We start from the raw sequence: 17,675 nt of genomic DNA on the forward strand, positions 1-17,675 counted from the left end.
ATAATACTCTTAATTTCTTAAATTAATTATATGAATCAATTAGTTAATATAATTTTCTAAATAAGTCTAAATCAATATTATAATCCTTAAATAATAATTTAAAGTAAAATCAAAATTGTAATTAATATGAAAAATAAGTTACCTAAAAATTCAAAAAACTTTGTTAATTGCAAAAAAATAATAAAAAGTGGGATCGACCCACAAAAAAATAAGCAGTTAATTATACTGCATCAGAACCTCTCTCACCTGTTCTGATACGAATTACCTCTTCAACATCGGAAACGAATATTTTTCCATCTCCAACGTCCCCAGTTCTGGCACTTTCAAGAATGATATTGATTACATCATCCAAATCCTCTTCATTGACAATCAATTCCACCCTTGTTTTTGGAATTAAATCAATACAATAGCTTGAGCCACGGTAGGATTCCTTAACTCCAAGTTGTCTTCCTCTTCCTTTTACTGTTGAAACATTCATTCCTTCGCATCCTGCTGAAAGAAGAGCTGTTTTAACATTGTCAAACATTTCCTCACGTATAACTGCAATAATCCTTTTCATAATATCTCCCTCAGTTAAATCCTGTATCCGGATTCCTCATGCAATGCTGAATCAAGTCCGGAAATTTCTTCTCTGTCTTCCACTCTTAATCCTATTGTTATATCTAGCACTTTTGCTATTAATAAGCTTACGATAAATGTGTAAGCTGCAGTTGCCACAACAGCTATTACTTGAATCAACAACTGTTCAGGATTTCCATAGAACAGTCCTGCAACTCCATTGATTGCAGGTGCTGCAAATAATCCTGTTGCTATCAGTCCCCATACACCGGATAAACCGTGGACTCCAAATACATCCAAAGCATCATCGTAACCGAATTTTGCCTTAAGGTTATATACCGCATAGTAAGAAATCAGTGATGCTCCAAGACCGATTATCAATGATCCTGCAAATGAAACGAAACCTGCTGCCGGAGTGATTGCCACCAGTCCTGCAACTGCACCTGTTATTGCACCCAATACTGTTGGTTTTCCAACTTTTAGGAAATCTAGAATTACCCAAGTAATCATCGCTACTGCTGCAGCTGTGTTTGAAACAAGGATTGCAGAACCTGCAAGTCCGTTAGCGGCAAGAGCTGATCCTCCGTTGAATCCCATCCATCCAAACCATAAAAATCCTGCTCCTAAAATTGAGTATCCCAAGTTATGCGGAAGCAGGGAGGTGTCTTTTCTTTTTCCTAAAATGAGTGCCAATGCAAGAGCTGAAAAACCTGAATTTACTTCAACTGCAACTCCTCCTGCAAAATCAACTGCACCAAGGTTCATTAACCATCCGCCACCCCAAATCCAATGGCAAACCGGAACATAAACCAATGTAACCCACACAATTGTGAATATAACCCATGCTTTTGTTTTCATTCTTCCAACGATTGAACCTGATACGATTGCAGCTGTTAATGCCGCAAATGTAAGTTCGAATGCAATAAATACAAATGTCGGTATTGAACCGGTTAGTGAATCAACCCCTAATCCTTCCAGGAATAGGTTTTGTGGAACTCCAATGAATCCGAATATGCTTGATGTTGCAAAGGACAGTTGGTATCCATACATTAACCAGATTAAGCTTGCTATTGCAAACGCTATTAAAGATAAAAACATTGTATTTAAAACGTTTTTCCTTTTAGATAATCCCCCATAAAAAAATGCTATGCCCGGAACACTCATTAACAGAACCATAATGGTTGCAACAAGCATCCAAGCAGTATTTCCTGTACTTAAAACCATAATATCACTATATAAATTTAACGGAAAAATAAAGTCGGAATATATTTTCCGATTATATTTTATTCAAAATAGTATATAAATTTTAAGAAAAATTAAAAAATTATTTGTCAAAACCCTTTAAGGCATAAAGCTTGTTTCTAAGCTCAGCAGCACGTTCAAAGTCAAGTCTGCCGGCGGCCTCCTTCATGTCCTTTTCAAGGTCCTTAATCAATAAGCGAAGTTCATCTTTAGGCATCTTGTCAACTTCAGCACCGGTAAGACCCTTGTATTTTTCTTCCTCATCAGCAAGTTTTTCTTTAAGAGTCCTTTGAGTTGATTTAGGAGTAATTCCATGAACTTCATTATATCTCATCTGCAGCTTGCGTCTCTTGAGTGTGGTATCATATGCCTTTTGAACAGAATCTGTCATGTCATCAACATACATTATTACACGACCGTTGACGTTTCTTGCAGCACGTCCAATAGTCTGTATCAAGGAGGTTTCGTTTCTTAAAAATCCTTCCTTATCCGCATCAAGAATTGCAACCAGTGACACTTCCGGAAGGTCCAGACCCTCCCTTAAAAGGTTTACACCAACCAGTACATCGAATTTTCCTCGTCTTAAATCATCGACAATATCAATTCTCTCCAATGTGTCAATTTCAGAGTGCATATACCTTACTTTAACACCGATTCTAGCATAGTAATCAGTTAAATCTTCCGCCATTCTTTTAGTCAAAGTGGTAACCAAAACCCTTTCATCCTTTTCGGCAGTCAATCTGACTTCTTTTAATAAATCTTCAACCTGACCTGTTACCGGCCTGATTAAAACTTCAGGATCCACAAGTCCAGTAGGCCTAATAATTTGCTCAACCACATTGCGGGATTTGGCAAGCTCATACTGACCAGGTGTTGCTGAAACATATATCACCTGATTTACAGATGATTCAAACTCATCAAATCTTAACGGTCGGTTTTCCTTTGCTGAAGGCAATCTGAAACCATGCTCAACCAAAGTTTCCTTACGTGCCCTGTCACCATTGTACATACCCCTAATTTGCGGAACGGTAACGTGAGACTCATCAATTATTGTCAAAAAATCATCAGGGAAATACTTTAAAAGAGAATATGGCTTTTCGCCCCATTGTCTACCTGACAAGTGCATGGAATAGTTTTCGACACCCGGACAGTATCCCATTTCCTGAAGCATTTCAATATCAAAACGGGTTCTTTGCTCAAGCCTTTGAGCTTCAAGAAGTTTTCCCATTGAATTCAGCTCAGATAATCTTTCATCCAATTCATTTTTAATCTTTGAAAGTGCCACATCCATCTTATCCTGGCCAACAACAAAGTGTTTTGCGGGGAAAATCATGTATCTTTGAAGAGATTCCTGTTTTTTTCCTGTAACCTTATCAATTAAACTGATGGCATCAATTTCATCACCAAACAGTTCAATTCTAATTGGTGGTGTTCCATGAACCGGGTTGATTTCTATAACATCTCCGCGAACCCTGAACTGACCACGGTCAAACTCAATGTCATTTCTTTCATATTGCATGAAAACCAAACGTGAGAGTATTTCAGACCTGTCGTAAATATCTCCAACAGATATTCCAAAAGCAAATTCCCCATAGTCTTCCGGCGAACCGATACCGTAAATACAGCTCACACTGCTTACAACAATTACATCATCCCTTGACAATAACGATTGTGTTGCAGAGTGCCTCATTATATCAATATCATCATTGATTGAAGCCTCCTTATCAATGAATGTGTCTGTTCTTGGCACATAAGCCTCCGGCTGATAATAATCATAATAGCTCACAAAGTATTCAACAGCATTATCCGGGAAAAATTCCTTGAATTCCTCATACAATTGTGCAGCCAAAGTCTTGTTGTGTGAAATGACAAGGGTAGGCTTTTGGACTTTTTCAATGACATTGGCCATTGTAAAAGTCTTACCTGAACCAGTTACTCCTAAAAGAGTCTGTTCCTTAACACCATTGTTTATGCCTTCGGCTAATGAGTTAATGGCTTTTGGTTGATCACCCAATGGTTTATAGGGTGAATTGAGTTTGAATTCTTTCATAATACCTAATTTGTAATAGTTACATTGAAACTGATGTGTGTGTAGCTTGGAGAACAGCAGGGAGTGACTTTCTGATCTCTAACAACAAGCTGACCATATCCCTTTAAGTCCCTTTCCAAATCCCTGATGATGTTTGGAATCACTTCAGTGTTGAAGACCTTAAGAGAACCTAAAAAAACTGTTTTTGCAGCCATGTTCATTACAGAGACTGATTCAACAACATCAGGTTCTGAGTATTTTTCCAAAATGTTATTTGATTTAACAACTAGTTCCTGTTTTATTGCTTCCTTATCCATTTTACTGCCTCAATGCATCTGCGATTGCTTTTGCAATAGATACACGTGAAGTGTCGGAAGACAAACTGTTTGTTCCGATAATCTTATTTGCTCCGGCAGCATAGATTCTGGTTGCACCATTATTGGTCAATATTGGGTGTACACAACATACATCAACTGATGATGCACCATATTGCTTCAAGATTTTGATTGCATTAACAATTGTTCCACCGGTAGCTATAATGTCATCGACAATTATTGCATGCATTCCCTTAACGGAATCCACATTAACAGTATTTTCACTTTCACTATCGCATCTAACATCCACTATTTTTGTCTCAACTTTATCAGGCCCTAAACGCACTTTTGTCAGGTATGTGCAGTCACAGCCTATAATTTCAGAAATTTCCTGTGCAAAACCATATGCTCCCTTATCAGGTGCAATAATCAATGGCTTTTCTCCGCCTTTTTTAAAGAATTTTTTATCGAGGTATTCTGCAATAGAAGGCATAGCTGAGATGTTTCTTGCAGGAATATCAAAAAAATTAAGTACACATTCCTCATGGATGTTGAATGTGATGAACTCATCTGCTCCAGCTGCCTGAATCAGATTGCAAACAATTTTAGCGGAAATGGTTTCACCAGGGTTGAAACGTTTTTCCTGCCTAGCATAACCCATATAAGGCACTACTGCACGAACTTTTTTAGCACCCAAATCCTTAAGGTTGGATATGATGAACAAAAGCTCCATCAGGTTTTCATCCTGAGGATACCCGGTTGACTGAATAACGGTAACTTCGTCTTCAATTTCACCAGCAATTCTTAAATACCTTTCTCCATCCGGAAATTTCTTAGTTTCAACATAACATAATTCTTCATCGAGTTCACGAGCCACATGAGCGGCTAAATCTTGAGAAGATGAACCACCTATAATCACAATATCACCAAAAATTTTATGAGATTATATATGTTTTTGATGATTAAAAAAGTTAAGTATTAATATTTAAAGATATTTAAAAAATAATCATGAATAAAATACATTTAATTCTTATAGCAATCGTTGCAATAATAGTGATATTTTTGGCTTCAACAATCGTAAGCCCAGTTTTGATTGTAGCTGAAGATACTACTGAAGATGCAAGTATTGATATGGCTGCTAGATTCTCACTCAGCGGATTTGATTGGGTATATCCAGGAAGTTCAATCAATGCGGAAGGCCAAACATTGCACAATGTTCACATAAACCATCCGGAAGACCCTTACGGAGCTGCACGTGACATCATGACATATTCCTACGGTTTAACTCCACATATCATCGTCAGCGTAAACAATGATGCAGCTGAGGCAATATTTGGAGGAAGCATTGTAGATGATATACGTGCAAATGACGGTTACTACGGCTATGCAGGAAACGATAAGGTTTCAGGATCCATGTCAAGAGGAGATGCAATGGATACTGCAATGACCCAAAACGGAATGAACATATTTGAAGTTCCGATTCAAATATTGCTTGGAAACATCAGATTCATATTTGTCTAATGCAAAAGAACATAAAAAGAGAGTGCAACACCTACAAAAGAAATCATCATCATTATCAAACCATGTTTTCTTAAAACTGGATGTCTTGATTGCACCAGATAAAACGGCATGAAAAATCCGAAGAAAGTGAAAACAGCCAAATGATTATTTTTTGCAATCAGACCTATGACAAAACCACTCCATGACAGGAATATGGTTACAATATATGCTGCAATTAAAGCCTTTTTATTTATTTGAAGCTGTTCAGGCTTATAAACATAAATCTGTTTAGGTTGTAATCCTTCAACTAAAGGATTGCCGCATTTTGCACAAAAATCATAATCATCCTGATTAACAAATCCGCATTTTTCACATTGTCTAGTCATTAGTTAAAATTAATATCTTTTAGTATATAAATTATTTTTCCAATTTCACGGCAATCTCAACAAATTGACGATTTTGATAATCAATATTGTTCAGCTGGGAGAAATATTTGAAACCCAATTTTTCCAGAACCCTTTTTGAAGCAAAATTTTCTTTTTTATAGGTTGCAAATATTCTTTCAATGTTTAAATCATTAAAAGCCCTTTTAATTAATATTTTACAGGCTTCTGTTGCATAGCCCTGTCCCTGATATTCCTCGCCAATCCAATAGCCAAGCTCGGCTGAACCTTCACCCCACCAATGATTTCCGTTTGGATGGATTAAAAGTTCAATTGAACCGATTATTTGATTGTTTTTTGTGATTGCATAACATTCAGGTCTTACAAAAACCGTTTTGATAATATTTAAACTATCGTCAACGCTGGTGTGTGGTGGCCATCCGGCAATCGGCCCTATGTTTGGGTTTTTAGCAAGTCTGTAAAGGACTTTATCATCAGAATCCCTCCAATGTCTTAGGCAGAGATTATCAGTTTTTAAAATCATTAGTTTAAAATTTTGTATTATATTACTAATAAATTTAGTTAAAAATAGAAAAAATCACACATATGTGTGATAAAAATAATATAATCTTAAGGAAAAATTACTCATTTGAATAACTTATTAATTCTATTCTTATTTTCAACTTCATCATTTCCTTTGAAATAGAATTGAACAAAGTAAATTATTTTTTTTAGAGGATCATAAATAAATGTAATCCTAAAACCTGAATTACGGCCCCTATTCATTTTTTCACAGTAGAAAGATTTTACAACAAATGCAGGTAATGTGACGCATTCTTGCAAACCTTCTATTCGACAGATTTTCTTATTGTCTACAGGAACTTTGAAATTATTATCAATAATTTTAATTTTTAAAGCAATTTCAAATCTTTTGAAATCATTTTCAATTGAAGTGCATTTCCTTTTGAACTTTCTTTTTTCCTTAAGAAACTTTTTATCATATCTAACTTCAATTTGATTCATAGCTTCTTTTTTCATAAGGAGAATCTCTGTAAAAAACAAATCCATAATCAATAATTTGTTTATCTTCAGCTGCTTTCCAAGGCATATCCCCATGTGAATATTCACTTATTTGATTTGCAGACATATCACTTAACTCATCAATTACATCATCAATTACAGACAATTCTTGCTCATCCAAATCCAAAATAGGTTCTTGAAGAGAATTGTAATTGTACATTATAGTATTTAATGAAATAACTTTTGATTTAACAGATATTTTCTCTTCAGTTATTAATTCTGAAATTGCCAAATCAAAATGTACAGGTGCTGGACCACGTGGTAACTTTCTGTAGGACTCATTAGTTAATGGTTTTTCATACAATTCAAAATAATTAAAGTCTGAAAAATACAATAATTTAAATAAAACTGTTTTTCCAACATTATTCTTATTGCCACACTTGTAGATAATATAATGTAAAACCATTTTGAATTTATTTTTATCAAAATCCACTTTAACAACCTCCCTGTGGTTTTTTAAGTTCATATTATATTTTTTATTTTATATTATTTTAATCTATTCAAACTGCGACTTTGTGATTTTGTGAAAAATCATCACAATTTAATAACTTTAAGAAACCTATATAAAATCATGAAAGTTAAAGACGGAATAATCGGTTTAATAATTGGAGATGCATTAGGTGTTCCTGTTGAATTTTCATCAAGACAAGAACTTGAAGAAATCCCAGTGACCAGAATGGAAGGGTACGGAACATATAATCAGCCTCCGGGAACTTGGTCTGATGATTCGGCAATGGCACTGGCTACAATGCACAGCATTGTCAAAAAACAGACAATAGACTATGATGATATGATGGACAAATTCGTTGAATGGCTTGAGAATGCAAAATATATGCAAGGGGATAAAACTTTTGATAGCGGAATTACAACATCAAATGCAATAATAAATTACAAACAGGGCACTCCTGCATTGAAATCAGGACTGCGTGGTGAAAGGGACAACGGTAACGGTTCACTTATGAGAATCCTTCCATTGGCATTCATAAAAGACATTGATTATGAAAGCATTGAAAATGTTTCAGCTCTGACTCATGGTCATGAAAGATCAAAGATTGCCTGCGTTTTATATGTCGAAATGGCAAAATCCATGATTGAAAATGAAAACTTAAGCATGAAAGAGCATATTGAAAATGCAAACAGCAAAATCAAAAATCATTACAAGGATTCACCGGAGCTTGAACACTTTAGAAAAATATTTAATTATGATTTGGATGATTTGAGCGGTAAGGGGTATGTTATTTACACTTTTGAAGTTGTTGTTCACTGTCTTTTAACTACAGACAATTACAGGGATGCCGTCCTTAAGGCAGTAAATATCGGTGGAGATACCGATACCAATGCTGCAATCTGTGGAGGCCTTGCAGGAATTTATTATGGATATGATTCAATTCCTATAGATTGGATTAATCAGATTGACAAGATTGATAAAGTACTTTCATTATGTGAAAAGTTCGAGGCGTTTTGTGATGAATCTTAGTGAAACTATCAAAAATATTAGGACTACATGCAAGAATTATGTAGATCCTGACCTGCTTGCATTCATCATCGATGATGAAAACCATATGATAACAAACAACATCTCCGAAATTACCAAATATGGAATTACTGATGAAGACACTTACGAAGAAAAGCTTTTAAAAATCCATGAAAGCGAAAATATCTATTTACCTCTGGGAATGATGACATTCATGCCTGTTTTAAACGAATGTGACATATTCAGTGAAAAAGACTATAATCTGCAGTTAACTTCTGAAGAATTTAGCCAATACGCAGATGAAAAGGAAAGATTATTCGGAATTTTAATAAAAAGAGGCTCTGATGAATATATCATCGGCAAGTCAGACACCTGCAGCTGCAGTGTTGATTCATGCTTTGAAAAACTGGAAAAATCCGACTGCGAATTCTACAATACAATAGAAAAAATAGTAAAAGAAAAAATAATAGATTAATCCAACTTAATTAGTAGTTGGATTATTAATTTTTGTTTGTGGAACTTTTTCTGCAACTCTGGAACCGATGTTTTTCATTTTTTCAATTAGTTTATCCTTATTGGATCCGCTGATTAAAATATTTTCTAAAACATCACTCAAGGTTTCAGTTGGAATAATTTCAATCATTTCTTCGTATTTCTTCTCAATCATAACATCTTTCAAGTTGGATTTTGGAATCAATACTTTTTTCATTCCTGCTTCTGCGGCCGCTTCGATTTTAGCGGTTGCTCCACCGATAGGCATTACATCTCCACGCACATTTAGTGAACCGGTCAATGCAACAGTCTGGTCTATTGGAATTTCTTCAATTGCAGATATTACAGCAGTTGCTATACTTACACTAGCTGAGTCACCTTCCACACCATCATATGTTTGGATGAACTGAACGTGAATGTCGTAGTTGGAAATGTCCTTGTTGGTGTATTTCTTAATCAATGCACTAACGTTTTGAACAGATTCCTGTGCAATTTCACCTAATTTACCGGTAGCGATTATCTGACCACCGCTTTTTGATTGTGTCGGTGCAGCTTCTGCTGCGATTGGTGATACAATTCCACTTCTGTCACCTATTACTGCAAGACCGTTTACAAGACCAACTCTTCCCCCTTCAGATGATACCATACTGTAATCTTTTCTTTGCAATATGGATCTGTCAGCGATTTGCTGTTCAAGAGTTCTTGCGAATCTTTTTGCTTCATATACATGTTCTGCAGTTACAAGTTCTGCTCCTTTTTCTATTGCAACATCTCCTGCAGACCTGACTAATCCGCCTAAATCACGTAATCTTAAGGTTAATGCATTTTGTTTTCCAGATCTTCTTTTTGCTTCCATGATTATTTCATCCAATGCATCTGGAGCAAAGTGAGGAATTCTTCCATCGTTTTTGACTTCCTGTGCTACGAACTGAACAAGTTTTTCTCTGTTTTCAGTTGTGTCTTCCATGTAGTCTTTCATAAATACTTCGTAACCGTATCCTCTGATTCTGGACCTCATTGCAATGTGCATTCCTTCCAATACTTGAAGGTTTCCTGATGCTACAAGCACAAAGTCACATGGTACTGCCTGGGACCTTACCATAGCACCACTTGAGTTTTCACTTTGACCAGTAATTGCATATTTTTTCTCCTGCATTGCAGATAATAATTCCTGTTGGGTTTTCATACTCATTGTACCGATTTCGTCAATGTATAAAACTCCACGGTTAGCTTTGTGAATCATTCCTGCTTCTACACGTTCGTGTGCAGGTGTACCTAATCCTCCGGATTGATATGGGTCGTGACGTACGTCCCCTAATAATGCTCCTGCATGAGCTCCTGTTGCATCCATGAATGGTGCAAATCTGGATTCCTGATTATTCACCAATAATTTTGGAGACATGTTATTGGTTTTTGGTTTAATTTGTATTGATATGAGTAAGATTAATGCTGCTGCAATGATTGATTCGAGTAATCTTCCATACATGAATCCTATTACAAGGATTCCTCCAATTGCAAACATTGTTATTATGGTCTTTCTTTCTTCGTGACCTTTTGCTGAGCCTTTTGTTGCACTTACTATTTTTTTACCTTCTCCAGCAGGCACTGATCTTATTAATGGGTGGTTGTTGTCTTCCATATTAGGGTATACTAAAATATCTTGAAGGGTTTCATGAGGTAATATCTGAGCCATACCTTTTGCAAGCATTGATTTTCCAACACCTGGATCACCAATAAGCAAAACGTTTCTTCTTTGTTTTGCTGCTTTTTTAATTGTCTCGATGGACTCTTCGTGTCCGATTACCTGATCAATTAATAAAGGCGGAACTTCAATATCCTGTGAGCTTTTAATATTATTATAATCTAACATAGGTTTGGTTTCTTCACCAGCATTATTTTCTGTGACTTCTGGTTCAACTACTACATCGTTAGAAGAATCTTCAATTGATTCGTTTTCTTCAAATTTCATTAACAAACCTCACTTCTTTTAAAATTCATCATTAAACAATTAAGTTACAAATACTATATAAATATTATTAAGTTCAATATATATAAAAAGTTTTCGATTTTAGTAATAAAAAGTAACTAAAAGATTTGTATTTTTGAATAGTTGTAACTTTTTTGACCAGTTTATAACATTAATATATATCCATAATCATAATTCTTAGTAAGTATTCTAATACAGTTAAAAGAGACCCTCAAACTTCATAAAATCCTATTTTAGCTTTATTTTTCATATTTTTATTATAAAATTTAAATTAAACTTCATCAAAAAGATTTTTGAAAGAATACGAATATAACATATCGATATATTTAAATATATCAATATGATATTAATAGATATGGCAATTGAAAATAATGATGAAAGCTGTGAGGTATGCTGTTCAGTTGAAGACCTAATCATGACATTGCCTTCGGATGAAACCATTGAAAACAATGCTGCTGTACTTAAGTCCTTAGCTGACCCGACAAGACTTAAAATAATATATCTCTTGAAAAATGGTGAACTGTGTGTCTGCCAGATACTGGAAGCTATAGACAAGTCCCAGTCAACAATATCCCATCATCTAAACATGATGAAAAAGGAAGGAGTTCTCTCAGCACGAAAACAGGGAAAATGGATTTACTACAAACTTGCCAATGAAAACATCATTGACAGCCTTGAAGAGATATTTGAAAACTAATGGTGATGACAATGGATGAAAAAATAGCTTTGGCTTCATGCAACAGAATGAGTGCCAATGGACTGGTGTCACGCGTTGCAGTAGGAGACTGCAAAAAGGAAAACACAAATGTAATATCAATATGCATGGGATCAACCGCAGCAGACACCGAAGGGCAAAACGACAGCATGCTCAGGAAATTTCCGATTATTGCAATCAACGGATGCAACAACGCATGTGCCAACAGGATTTTAAATAGCAGAGAAATTGAAATTCACAAAACAATCGGCGTTGGAGATGTTCTCAAGGAACACAAAGCCTTTGCAACAGATCCATTCCGTTTGGACAGTAATGGGGAAAAATGCGTGGAAATCATTAAAAACAAAATCAATGAAGAAATGGAGGAATGATATAATGGATTATTTTGATAATGAAATTTGGCAAAAATGGGCAAACAACAATTATGACGAATTCAAGTCACTTAAAAACGGTGCAAAAATGGCAATGCTTCTGCCAGATACAGACAACCTAATAGTCTTAACCAAAGGCGATGAAATCACAGTCAGAATCGATGACCGTAACAATTTCAATTTTCCATTTGCCCAAATTGCTTTCAAGTTCCAAGAAAATACCGTTGATAAAGTACTGGGCGATTCAACATTCAAGACATTCAAAAATCTCACAACTGATGATCAGATAGGTATCCTCTCATTTGTCGATGAAATCACCCTTAACAGATTCGATTACAGACACTTCCTGAAAAAATTCGGCTTTGAGATAGGTTCAGGCTGCAGCTGCGGGTGTTGCTGAATGGCAGACAACTGGAACTTCGATGGACTGGTCCAAGACGTGCTGATCAAATCAAACAGCAATTCCTGCTGTGCAGATGTTTCATTTCCAGACACATCAAGAATAGAAAACCCTATAAGTCCAATCGATTATATTACAAAAGAATTTCTCGATGATTTTGAAATCTATCTTAAGCAGTTAGGTGTTGTTGAAATAGCTTATGTTGATGACATAAAAGAGTATTTCATGCACGGCCTTGATTTTGATTTCACATCCGCTATCGTATTTTCATATGAAATCAGCCAACGCATACATGAAGTGGGTGCAGGAGCCAAAGCACAGGAATACAACAATGACCTTTATAGGGACTTTGGAAACCTTGCATATAAGATTTCAGACTATCTGAGGCTTAGAGGATTTGAAACATTGGTTGCACATCCTCGTGAAGAGACAATTGACTTTTCACATCTCGCTCTAAAAGCAGGAATGGGCGCAATAGGAAAAAGCGGATTGCTTATAAGTCCTGAAATCGGACCAAACCAGAAGATAGCTGCAATACTGGTCAACATAATTAACCTTCCAGTTTCTGAAAATAATTCCTATGAGTGGATTCCTGATTATTGCAACTACTGTAACTTATGTGTTCGAGCATGTCCAAATGATGCTTTAATACTGGATAGGAAGACAAAAACTGTTAGATTTAAAGAAAAACTATGTATAGGATGCAGCGAAGGTTGTACAGAATGCATTCAGGCATGCCCTTTCTACAAGAAAGGATATGATACTGTTTTTGAAAAATACGAAAAGATAAAAAGAAAATCCAAAAAAGTTATTGAATAATCAACAGAGAATTGAACAGATTAAATAGTGGATGTGGATTATAGCATCCAACATGATTAATCCAGACTGATTTCAAACAGTATGAGTAAAACAATTTTAATAGCAGATTGTAACAATTTCGAATAAAAATAATATTCATATCAATATAAATATTATTAAAATTTAACCACCTTTTTTATATAAAATAATATTAAAAAACTTTAAATAAATAAATTAATAATATTGACTAAAAACAGTCAATAATATATACTATAATTATTATAATTAATTATTACAAGATAAATTTTCAATAATTTATTCTTGTTAATCGAGTTTGCAGGCATGGTTTTACATCAGTCTTTATATATAGTATTAGAGTATTATTTAAACCCCAGATTTATTGTAAACTTCATGCCTCAAATGAGATTAATTTTAACTCATTTTTAAATTATTTATAATATTAATGCAATATCATTATACATGACAAACTGTATCATGGTTCAAGGAACATCATCAAATGCCGGAAAAAGTATGCTCGTAGCAGCACTCTGCAGAATATATAAAAACAGAGGATATAAAGTCGCCCCTTTTAAATCCCAAAACATGTCACTGAACTCCTACACCACAAAGGAAAACGGTGAAATAGGAATAGCACAGATGCTGCAGGCAGAAGCGGCAATGATTGAACCAAGCATACACATGAATCCTGTTCTTCTAAAGCCAAAAGGAGACTTTACATCAAACGTGATTATACAGGGAAAATCCATCGGAAACATGAACTTCTATGATTACCAGCACAAATACCATGATACAGCATTTGATGCCATAAAGGACAGCTTTAAAAAACTATCCGATGAATATGATGTCATAATCATTGAAGGTGCAGGATCACCTGCTGAAATCAACATGCGTGACCAGGATATTGCAAATATGGAAATAGCACACCTTGCAGATGCAAATGTCATATTAATTGCAGACATTGAAATGGGAGGAGTATTTGCAGCAATAGCAGGAACTTATGTCTTATTGGACGATTATGACAGGTCACGTCTTAAGGCGACTGTAATCAACAAGTTTCGAGGAAACCTTGATATTTTAAAGCCCGGCCTTGACAGGATTGAGGAAATTACTGGAGAGCCTGTTTTGGGAGTTCTTCCATATGATGAAACATTGAAATTGCCCGAAGAAGATTCCGCTTCCCTAACAACACATGTATTTGCAGAGGACAGAGACATTACCATTGGAGTTATCAGACTGCCAAAAATAGCCAATTTCACAGACATTGATCCCTTCGAGTATGAAGATGATGTGGCCCTTAAAATGATTGGAGTTAATGATAATATCGGTGACGTTGATGCGATAATCATTCCTGGAACACGTAACTCCACAGAAGATATGTATGCACTGCGTGAAAGCGGCCTTGCAGATAAAATCATTGAAAAATCCTCAGAAATCCCAATTGTTGGAATCTGTGGAGGACTGCAGATATTAGGTAATGTGATTCATGATGATGAAAAACGTGAATCCAAACATGGTACTCTTGAGGGATTAGGTCTTTTAGACATTGAATCAAAGTTTTCAAGAGTAGAAAAGATAGTTACACAATCAGAAGCTACAATACCTGAAGAGATTGAAGGAATCGCAGGCGAAATATTTAAAAACATTTCCGGTGAAACAGTTACAGGCTATGAGATTCATGAAGGAACAAGCAAACTTGAAAGTGCAAGTCCACTTTTCAATATCACTAAAGGTCAGGGAAACAATGAGGATGGTCTAATCGATGGAGCAGCAAATGGAAATGCATTTGCAACTTACTTCCACGGAATATTCCACAACTACAATTTCAGAAGAGAATTCCTGAACTATATCCGTGTTAAAAAAGGCCTTGAAGCAAAATATGGTGAAGACCCTTACGAAACCCAAAAAGACTATTCACTAAACAGATTGGCTGAAATCGTGGAAGAGCATCTTGATATGGATGTTATTGATAACTTAATTTTTGGCAAAAAAGAGTAATTTTAATTAAATAGTTAAAATCTAAAAGATTTTAACTAAGTAAAACGTTAATAGAGATTTAATCTCAAAAAGAATACAAAATTTTTAGAGACTAATTCTCAAAAAAATATATTTATTTCATAATATTTAATATTTTCCCAAATGTAGGAAGGGTCCCACTAAAGAAAAAATACAAAACTTATTCCTTTGCATTCAACAGTCATATACGGCTTACATCAAATCATTTTAGAAACATTAGAATGATTCTAACTAATTCAATAGCCATTTTAATTAAAAATTTAGTATCTTTTTTCAATTTTTTCTCACATTAACGTTTTACATATTTTAATTTAAGTGGTCAAAACCTACAATACATATCTTAAATTAATTTATATATAAATTAACTAGTTTTTAAAATATAAATATTGATTTTACCATGAAAAATAGTTTTAAATTAAAAAAATTGCATCAATAAATAATTTAAAAAAAAATTGAAAAAAATGATAGTTAAATCTTATCTTTAGTATGTTTCTGCCATACTTTTTCATTGTCACTAGCTGAAACCTTATTGTCCGCCATCACTCCAACCAGGTCATGTGCAACATATGGCTCTTCCAGATAATTGATGTCATCATCTGTTAATTTCAATTCAACGGAATTTACAGCCCCTGAGACATGATGAAGCTTAGTGGCCCCTACAATTGGAGAGGTGACTTTTGTTAAAAGCCATGCAAGAGAGACTTCAGTCATTGAGACATCATAGTTGTCTGCAATCTCATTTACCCTTTTGATGATTTCAAAATCCTGAGTTTCTGTTGATTTGTATTTCAAATCAGCGTAAAAATCTTCTTTCAGTCTTTTTGATTCCTCACCAGGCATTCTTGAAAGTCTTCCTGAAGCCAGTGCACTGTATGGTGTTGTTGCAATGTTGTCTGTTTGGCATAACGGAATCATTTCACGTTCCTCTTCCCTGAAAATCAGATTGTAATGGCCTTGTATTGATACGAATTTTGCAAAGTCATTTGCTTCGGCAAGGGCATTTGCCTTTGCAAGCTGCCACGCAAAGCAATTGGATATGCCAATGTATTTGACCTTTCCCTCTTCAATCACTTCATTCAATCCTTCAAGGATATCATATAATGGAGTGTTGTAGTCCCACATGTGGTAGATATAAAGGTCAATGTAGTCCAGACCCAGATTGGACAGGCTTTTTTCAACCATATTGTGAATGTGGGCTTGTCCTGTGACATTGTTTTTAATGTCTTCTTCTGAACGTGGCAGGAATTTGGTTGCAACAACCACATCATCACGGTTCGCATTCTCACGAATGGCCTTTCCGACATACTGCTCGGAAGTTCCGTTCTGATATCCTATAGCTGTATCATAGAAGTTTATTCCATTATCCAGTCCGTTTGTTATTATTTCAATGGATTCGGCTTCAGGCAATGTCCATGTGTGCATTCCGTTTTCGGGATCACCAAATCCCATGCATCCCATGCAGACTCGACTGACCTTTAAATTTGAATTTCCCAATTTCACATATTTCATTTTTCCACCATCTTCATAAGATAAAATACATAGCTATAATCATCACTGTTTTGCCTGTAGGTTTGAATTTCCTTTCTTAGCTGAGAGATGAAATCCTTTGCTGATTTATCGGAATTTAACTTGTTTAGATTTTTCTCCAGTTTATTGTAGTAGTCATTCCAATCCTTTTTTGGAACAATAACATAATTAATGAATTCAAATCCCTCGTTTTTGATTTGCTGTACCTTATTTTTTATCGTGTCGATTTCTGAGTATGTGTTTTTCCAGAATTTTCTGCTTTCGGATGATGGATTTTCAAGCCATGAAACATCAGAAACTACCATATATCCATCCGGTTTAAGGAGTCTTTTCCATTCTTTCAAGCCTCTTTTAAATCCGATTATCTCGATTGAAGCTTCGCAAAATACTATATCGAATTCTTCATTTGCAAAGTCCGGGTCTTTCATGTCCATCTGGTAGCTGAAAACCCTATCAGACAAATTGTTTTCTTTGATTTTTTCATCAAGACTTTCCTTGTAATGCTTGAACAGGTCAAATCCTTCAATGGTTGAATTTTTAAAGTAGTTTGCAAGAAGTATTGTGGATGTACCAACACCACATGCAATGTCAAGTATATTGAATTCATCATCAGGATTTAAATCCAATTTATCCAATGTCTTAAGTGTTGTATCCTCACTGCCCGGAGATAATCTGTCCAGATTCCTGTAAGCCATGTAAAAATATAATGGTATTTCCATACTATTAGATTTAAACCGCATAATTTAAAAACTTTGACAAACAAATTTAGGT

20 protein-coding genes are annotated in these 17,675 nt (G+C 35.1%); 8 read left to right on the top strand and 12 right to left on the bottom strand.

Annotated elements, in window-relative coordinates; genetic code table 11:
• Positions 1–220: 220 nt before the first annotated feature.
• From IJ258_RS08530 to IJ258_RS08550, 5 genes are all read right to left on the bottom strand, one after another.
• Entirely contained in the window at positions 221–559 is a 339-nt protein-coding gene (locus IJ258_RS08530) for a P-II family nitrogen regulator (RefSeq protein ID WP_292805788.1), read from the bottom strand.
• 14 nt (positions 560–573) lie between these two features.
• Positions 574–1,782, bottom strand: coding sequence for an ammonium transporter (locus IJ258_RS08535; RefSeq protein ID WP_394355657.1), 1,209 nt, complete (start codon positions 1,780–1,782; stop codon positions 574–576).
• A gap of 100 nt (positions 1,783–1,882) precedes the next feature.
• Positions 1,883–3,850, bottom strand: a complete 1,968-nt coding sequence (gene uvrB / locus IJ258_RS08540) for an excinuclease ABC subunit UvrB (RefSeq protein ID WP_292805791.1) — start codon at positions 3,848–3,850, stop codon at positions 1,883–1,885.
• A 5-nt stretch (positions 3,851–3,855) separates the two neighbouring features.
• The gene (locus IJ258_RS08545) at positions 3,856–4,146 is read right to left on the bottom strand and encodes a hypothetical protein (protein ID WP_292805794.1); all 291 of its coding nucleotides are present in this window, start codon (positions 4,144–4,146) and stop codon (positions 3,856–3,858) included.
• 1 nt (position 4,147) lies between these two features.
• Positions 4,148–5,062 (bottom strand): ribose-phosphate diphosphokinase, encoded by a 915-nt coding sequence (locus IJ258_RS08550; protein ID WP_292805797.1) that lies wholly within the window; start codon positions 5,060–5,062, stop codon positions 4,148–4,150.
• Positions 5,063–5,151: 89 nt separating this feature from the next.
• On the opposite strand from IJ258_RS08550, the gene IJ258_RS08555 reads away from it, so the two are divergent.
• The gene (locus IJ258_RS08555; protein ID WP_292805800.1) at positions 5,152–5,664 is read left to right on the top strand and encodes a hypothetical protein; all 513 of its coding nucleotides are present in this window, start codon (positions 5,152–5,154) and stop codon (positions 5,662–5,664) included.
• Here IJ258_RS08555 and IJ258_RS08560 read toward each other — a convergent pair.
• From IJ258_RS08560 to IJ258_RS08575, 4 genes are all read right to left on the bottom strand, one after another.
• A complete protein-coding gene (locus IJ258_RS08560) occupies positions 5,661–6,029 on the bottom strand; it encodes a zinc ribbon domain-containing protein (RefSeq protein WP_292805803.1) in 369 nt (122 codons plus the stop codon). The genes IJ258_RS08555 and IJ258_RS08560 overlap by 4 nt on opposite strands.
• A 31-nt stretch (positions 6,030–6,060) precedes the next feature.
• Positions 6,061–6,570: a GNAT family N-acetyltransferase gene (locus IJ258_RS08565; RefSeq protein WP_292805806.1), complete on the bottom strand. Its 510-nt coding sequence runs from the start codon at positions 6,568–6,570 to the stop codon at positions 6,061–6,063.
• Positions 6,571–6,671: 101 nt separating this feature from the next.
• Entirely contained in the window at positions 6,672–7,064 is a 393-nt protein-coding gene (locus IJ258_RS08570; RefSeq protein WP_292805809.1) for a hypothetical protein, read from the bottom strand.
• The gene (locus tag IJ258_RS08575; RefSeq protein ID WP_292805812.1) at positions 7,036–7,539 is read right to left on the bottom strand and encodes a Panacea domain-containing protein; all 504 of its coding nucleotides are present in this window, start codon (positions 7,537–7,539) and stop codon (positions 7,036–7,038) included. The genes IJ258_RS08570 and IJ258_RS08575 overlap by 29 nt, the downstream gene beginning before the upstream one ends.
• 138 nt (positions 7,540–7,677) lie before the next feature.
• Between IJ258_RS08575 and IJ258_RS08580 the strand changes: the two genes are divergently transcribed.
• Both IJ258_RS08580 and IJ258_RS08585 read left to right on the top strand, forming a co-directional pair.
• Positions 7,678–8,583, top strand: coding sequence for an ADP-ribosylglycohydrolase family protein (locus IJ258_RS08580; protein WP_292805815.1), 906 nt, complete (start codon positions 7,678–7,680; stop codon positions 8,581–8,583).
• Positions 8,573–9,055 (top strand): hypothetical protein, encoded by a 483-nt coding sequence (locus tag IJ258_RS08585; RefSeq protein WP_292805818.1) that lies wholly within the window; start codon positions 8,573–8,575, stop codon positions 9,053–9,055. Before IJ258_RS08580 ends, IJ258_RS08585 begins: the two co-directional genes overlap by 11 nt.
• 6 nt (positions 9,056–9,061) lie before the next feature.
• Here IJ258_RS08585 and lonB read toward each other — a convergent pair whose 3' ends face one another.
• Positions 9,062–10,942, bottom strand: coding sequence for an ATP-dependent protease LonB (gene lonB / locus IJ258_RS08590; protein WP_292805889.1), 1,881 nt, complete (start codon positions 10,940–10,942; stop codon positions 9,062–9,064).
• 472 nt (positions 10,943–11,414) lie between these two features.
• Between lonB and IJ258_RS08595 the strand changes: the two genes are divergently transcribed.
• The 5 genes from IJ258_RS08595 (at position 11,415) to cobQ (ending at position 15,359) form a co-directional block, all read left to right on the top strand.
• Entirely contained in the window at positions 11,415–11,756 is a 342-nt protein-coding gene (locus IJ258_RS08595) for a helix-turn-helix transcriptional regulator (RefSeq protein ID WP_292805820.1), read from the top strand.
• Between the two features lie 11 nt (positions 11,757–11,767).
• Positions 11,768–12,145 (top strand): putative zinc-binding protein, encoded by a 378-nt coding sequence (locus IJ258_RS08600; RefSeq protein WP_292805823.1) that lies wholly within the window; start codon positions 11,768–11,770, stop codon positions 12,143–12,145.
• A gap of 4 nt (positions 12,146–12,149) precedes the next feature.
• Entirely contained in the window at positions 12,150–12,545 is a 396-nt protein-coding gene (locus IJ258_RS08605) for a hypothetical protein (protein ID WP_292805826.1), read from the top strand.
• On the top strand, positions 12,546–13,364 hold the full coding sequence (locus tag IJ258_RS08610) for a 4Fe-4S binding protein (RefSeq protein ID WP_292805829.1): 819 nt from the start codon (positions 12,546–12,548) through the stop codon (positions 13,362–13,364).
• Between the two features lie 459 nt (positions 13,365–13,823).
• The gene (cobQ, locus tag IJ258_RS08615) at positions 13,824–15,359 is read left to right on the top strand and encodes a cobyric acid synthase CobQ (RefSeq protein WP_292805832.1); all 1,536 of its coding nucleotides are present in this window, start codon (positions 13,824–13,826) and stop codon (positions 15,357–15,359) included.
• A gap of 486 nt (positions 15,360–15,845) precedes the next feature.
• On the opposite strand, the gene IJ258_RS08620 is transcribed toward cobQ, so the two are convergent.
• Positions 15,846–16,886: an aldo/keto reductase gene (locus IJ258_RS08620; RefSeq protein WP_292805835.1), complete on the bottom strand. Its 1,041-nt coding sequence runs from the start codon at positions 16,884–16,886 to the stop codon at positions 15,846–15,848.
• Complete coding sequence (locus IJ258_RS08625; RefSeq protein ID WP_292805839.1) at positions 16,883–17,623, bottom strand: class I SAM-dependent methyltransferase; 741 nt, start codon at positions 17,621–17,623, stop codon at positions 16,883–16,885. The genes IJ258_RS08620 and IJ258_RS08625 overlap by 4 nt, the downstream gene beginning before the upstream one ends.
• Positions 17,624–17,675 lie beyond the last annotated feature (52 nt).

The organism is Methanobrevibacter sp. (genome assembly GCF_017468685.1).
In the GTDB taxonomy this organism is placed as follows: Archaea; Methanobacteriota; Methanobacteria; order Methanobacteriales; family Methanobacteriaceae; genus Methanocatella.

Coding starts and splice junctions, on each gene's coding strand:
- IJ258_RS08530 (WP_292805788.1), bottom strand. CDS start 559: ATGAAAAGGATTATTGCAGTTATACGTGAGGAAATGTTTGACAATGTT.
- IJ258_RS08535 (WP_394355657.1), bottom strand. CDS start 1,782: ATGGTTTTAAGTACAGGAAATACTGCTTGGATGCTTGTTGCAACCATT.
- uvrB (WP_292805791.1), bottom strand. CDS start 3,850: ATGAAAGAATTCAAACTCAATTCACCCTATAAACCATTGGGTGATCAA.
- IJ258_RS08545 (WP_292805794.1), bottom strand. CDS start 4,146: ATGGATAAGGAAGCAATAAAACAGGAACTAGTTGTTAAATCAAATAAC.
- IJ258_RS08555 (WP_292805800.1), top strand. CDS start 5,152: ATGAATAAAATACATTTAATTCTTATAGCAATCGTTGCAATAATAGTG.
- IJ258_RS08560 (WP_292805803.1), bottom strand. CDS start 6,029: ATGACTAGACAATGTGAAAAATGCGGATTTGTTAATCAGGATGATTAT.
- IJ258_RS08565 (WP_292805806.1), bottom strand. CDS start 6,570: ATGATTTTAAAAACTGATAATCTCTGCCTAAGACATTGGAGGGATTCT.
- IJ258_RS08570 (WP_292805809.1), bottom strand. CDS start 7,064: ATGAAAAAAGAAGCTATGAATCAAATTGAAGTTAGATATGATAAAAAG.
- IJ258_RS08580 (WP_292805815.1), top strand. CDS start 7,678: ATGAAAGTTAAAGACGGAATAATCGGTTTAATAATTGGAGATGCATTA.
- IJ258_RS08585 (WP_292805818.1), top strand. CDS start 8,573: ATGAATCTTAGTGAAACTATCAAAAATATTAGGACTACATGCAAGAAT.
- lonB (WP_292805889.1), bottom strand. CDS start 10,942: ATGTTAGATTATAATAATATTAAAAGCTCACAGGATATTGAAGTTCCG.
- IJ258_RS08595 (WP_292805820.1), top strand. CDS start 11,415: ATGGCAATTGAAAATAATGATGAAAGCTGTGAGGTATGCTGTTCAGTT.
- IJ258_RS08600 (WP_292805823.1), top strand. CDS start 11,768: ATGGATGAAAAAATAGCTTTGGCTTCATGCAACAGAATGAGTGCCAAT.
- IJ258_RS08605 (WP_292805826.1), top strand. CDS start 12,150: ATGGATTATTTTGATAATGAAATTTGGCAAAAATGGGCAAACAACAAT.
- IJ258_RS08610 (WP_292805829.1), top strand. CDS start 12,546: ATGGCAGACAACTGGAACTTCGATGGACTGGTCCAAGACGTGCTGATC.
- cobQ (WP_292805832.1), top strand. CDS start 13,824: ATGACAAACTGTATCATGGTTCAAGGAACATCATCAAATGCCGGAAAA.
- IJ258_RS08620 (WP_292805835.1), bottom strand. CDS start 16,886: ATGAAATATGTGAAATTGGGAAATTCAAATTTAAAGGTCAGTCGAGTC.
- IJ258_RS08625 (WP_292805839.1), bottom strand. CDS start 17,623: ATGGAAATACCATTATATTTTTACATGGCTTACAGGAATCTGGACAGA.